Raw genomic sequence first — 2,689 nt, 5'->3', positions numbered from 1 at the left:
GCCGATAATCGGATCGGAAAACAGATGCCAGACAGACGTTTGACGCAGAGCGGTCTGCCCTTGTTATCAAAGGATGAGCAGAACGAGCGCAGAGCCCGCCTAGCGACGCAGGGTGTGCTAACAGGCTTCACCACACAGATCGCGCCGCTCGAAAACCTCATTATCGGCAGTGCGAACTGTCTTTACGAGTTTTTTCACGCGAACGGATACATGATCCGGTGCACCGAATGGGATCAGCGGGCGATTGTCCCGGCGCTGTTGCAGTACCACGGATGGGTTTATGCGCTGTACGGCGAAGACGAACAGGCTGTGTACGTCGGAGAGACAGGCAGGAGTTTCCGCGAGCGATTTGAGGAGCATGAGAGGGAAGAAAGCAAGAAGTGGTGGTGGACGGCGTGGACTGCGGTGAAAGTGCTGCCCTGTCCCGATCAGAGCAGGCGGAAGCTGTTCGAGTAGCTAATCGGTCTGGCTGGCGGTTATTACGCCAACAGGATGCAGCCAGCAGGCCCGGACAACCTGTTTGATGATGTCGTCCTGTCCTTGCTGCTGCTGGAAAACGATGATCGTGAGCCGCTGGCTTTCCCGAATGACATGGTCCGGGATACCGCCGGGATGCTCTCGCATCTGTTTGCGGATCGTGAATGACGGGCAACTGAGCGGAAAAAGCCGTGAAAATTGCGCACCGGGTTCGCGTGCTCAAAACGCAAAAGTCGAAAACTTGACGAGGGCTAGGCATGTCGGCTTCCAGTGTGATCGCAGCGAGCGCCACCGCAGCTAGTGGCACGGTAGCGGTGGCGACGTCAACCGGACTAACACCGGCACTGATTGGCTTTGTGGGCACCATTGTGGGCGCAGCTATCGCTCAAGGCGCAGCCTTGATGATCTCCCATAAGGGGCGCATTGACGCACAGCAAAGGGATGCCGCGGCAAAGCAGCATGCTCTTCGAACCCTCGTGGCGGAAGAGCGTGTTCTAGCCCATCAAGGCGCGTTCAAGCGAATAAAAGGGCTGCTAGCGGCCGGTAGAAATACGAAGGCTATTGACGACATCGACAGCTGGATGGATGACAACTGCTTGTTTCTCAGCGCCGAGGCACGAAAGGCCGTCTGGGCTGCAATCGGAAACGCGAAGGCGAGGGCCCAAAATCTTGCTGAGAGCGACAACGAAGGGCTCGAGCCAGCGCATAGGAACCTGTACAGCGATCAAGCGATGAAGAATTATGGCGCGATTATGGACGCACTGACGCCTGTAGTCGATGGTGTTGGGTTGCCGCCGCTTGGAACCGACGAGTTGAAATCCATCGCCGAGAGCGCCGGTGACCGCGTTCTGCCAGCATCGGCCAAACTAGGCACCTAAACTTCGGAAAACAGTCGAAGTAAGAAGCACTATCACAAAACGGAGTCAGCGATGGGGCAGGCAAGAAAGCGTGGCACGAAGGAACAGCGGATTGCAGAAGCCGCGGCGAGGATGGAGCGCGAACCCGACATGCGAGGAGTCTGCAAATCCGAGAGCGCTGATCAAGTGATGCGCAGGATCATTCCGGTCTATCAAGAAATGGATGCGCGAATGAACGAGTCGCGCAGTCACATCGATTGCCAAGGCGGCTGTTCCTACTGCTGTTACTACCACGTCATGGTGACGCCAGCAGAAGCACTCGCGCTCGCGGCTCACATCGAAACGCTACCAGTCCACGAGCGTGAGCCAATCAAGGCCCGGCTCGCGCAGACGGCAGAGCGCGTAGCGCCGCTTTCGCAGATCGAATATATCAGGACGAACATTCCGTGTGCATTTCTCGATTCTGGTCATTGCACCGTCTACCTGATGCGTCCTTTTGCGTGTCGAGGCTTTCAGTCGACGAGCGTCAAGAGATGCAAGGACGCATTCGACGATCCGTATGACGACCGGCCTCATACCCCCGATCCAGAACGCGAATTTGTGAAGTTAGAGTACGTTGAGGAAATACACGCCAGTCAGCGACTTGAGGGTTGTGAAGCGGCCAGCTACGAGATGCACGGTGCGGTAGCATCGGCCTTGGCCGACTCGCAGGCGGTTGCGCGGTGGAGGGGCGATCAAGTCACGTTCCCAAGTGTACGTGACCGCACGCATGCGTAAGCATCGGAAAACGGAAAAGGCAGAACCGAACCGAGAACAGGGGAAAAAATGGCATTTCGCGTACGCCACAATCCGCACAATGAACTGCTTACACTTGCGAACTATCATCGCAAAGTGATCGCGGATAAAGTCGAGCGCGGGGATAGTTTGGGGATCACACTGGACTGCACCAGTTGCTTGATCGCACTAGCGTTCTACGTTGAAGCTCTGATTAATTTTGTTGGTAAAGAAAGGGTTCTCTCGTGGAGGGAGCGGGACTACAGCATCCGGAAAGTTGAGTTGGTGTTACGCACGCTCGGTCTCCCAATCGATTTGGAGGGGAAGCCGTTCAGCGCAATTTCCACACTTCGCGAAGTACGGAACGGCCTGGCCCATGGCAAGCCGGTTCAGCGAATGGCGAACGCAACCAATCGCACAGAGCTGGGTGAAATAACCCGAGGTCCGTGGGGAGAACACGCCAACCCTGCTACTGTGAACGATCTGTACCGACAGGTTGTAGAGCTTCGAGATGTGTTGTTTAACAAGGCAGGCATACGCTTTGGCGCAAGTCTTACGTCGGCGGTAGGTTCGTTCGAATA

Annotated in this window: 5 protein-coding genes; all 5 read left to right on the top strand. The window is 56.2% G+C overall.

Going from position 1 to position 2,689, the window contains the following annotated elements; translation table 11 throughout:
• Positions 1-456, top strand: a 456-nt coding sequence (locus PQQ51_RS34180) for a hypothetical protein (protein WP_408501601.1), incomplete at its 5' end; no start/stop codon positions are given.
• Positions 457-492: 36 nt separating this feature from the next.
• Positions 493-645, top strand: coding sequence for a hypothetical protein (locus PQQ51_RS34175; protein WP_408501600.1), 153 nt, complete (start codon positions 493-495; stop codon positions 643-645).
• A gap of 89 nt (positions 646-734) precedes the next feature.
• Positions 735-1,355 carry a hypothetical protein gene (locus PQQ51_RS34170; protein ID WP_408501599.1) on the top strand — a complete coding sequence of 207 codons (621 nt, stop codon included), beginning with the start codon at positions 735-737 and terminating at the stop codon, positions 1,353-1,355.
• A gap of 51 nt (positions 1,356-1,406) precedes the next feature.
• Positions 1,407-2,111 carry a YkgJ family cysteine cluster protein gene (locus PQQ51_RS34165; protein WP_408501598.1) on the top strand — a complete coding sequence of 235 codons (705 nt, stop codon included), beginning with the start codon at positions 1,407-1,409 and terminating at the stop codon, positions 2,109-2,111.
• Positions 2,112-2,159: 48 nt separating this feature from the next.
• A partial coding sequence (locus tag PQQ51_RS34160; protein ID WP_408501597.1) for a hypothetical protein occupies positions 2,160-2,689 on the top strand: 530 nt, incomplete at its 3' end.

The sequence above is a fragment of the Paraburkholderia xenovorans genome (genome assembly GCF_046030735.1).
GTDB classification, from domain to species: Bacteria; Pseudomonadota; Gammaproteobacteria; order Burkholderiales; family Burkholderiaceae; genus Paraburkholderia; species Paraburkholderia xenovorans_A.
The sequence above is the reverse complement of the archived record's forward strand: the minus strand, read 5'-3'. Positions and strand labels throughout refer to the sequence as shown.

Bases quoted from the DNA above. Each gene is read 5' to 3' on its own strand.
- PQQ51_RS34175 (WP_408501600.1), top strand. From the start codon at position 493: ATGCAGCCAGCAGGCCCGGACAACCTGTTTGATGATGTCGTCCTGTCC.
- PQQ51_RS34170 (WP_408501599.1), top strand. From the start codon at position 735: ATGTCGGCTTCCAGTGTGATCGCAGCGAGCGCCACCGCAGCTAGTGGC.
- PQQ51_RS34165 (WP_408501598.1), top strand. From the start codon at position 1,407: ATGGGGCAGGCAAGAAAGCGTGGCACGAAGGAACAGCGGATTGCAGAA.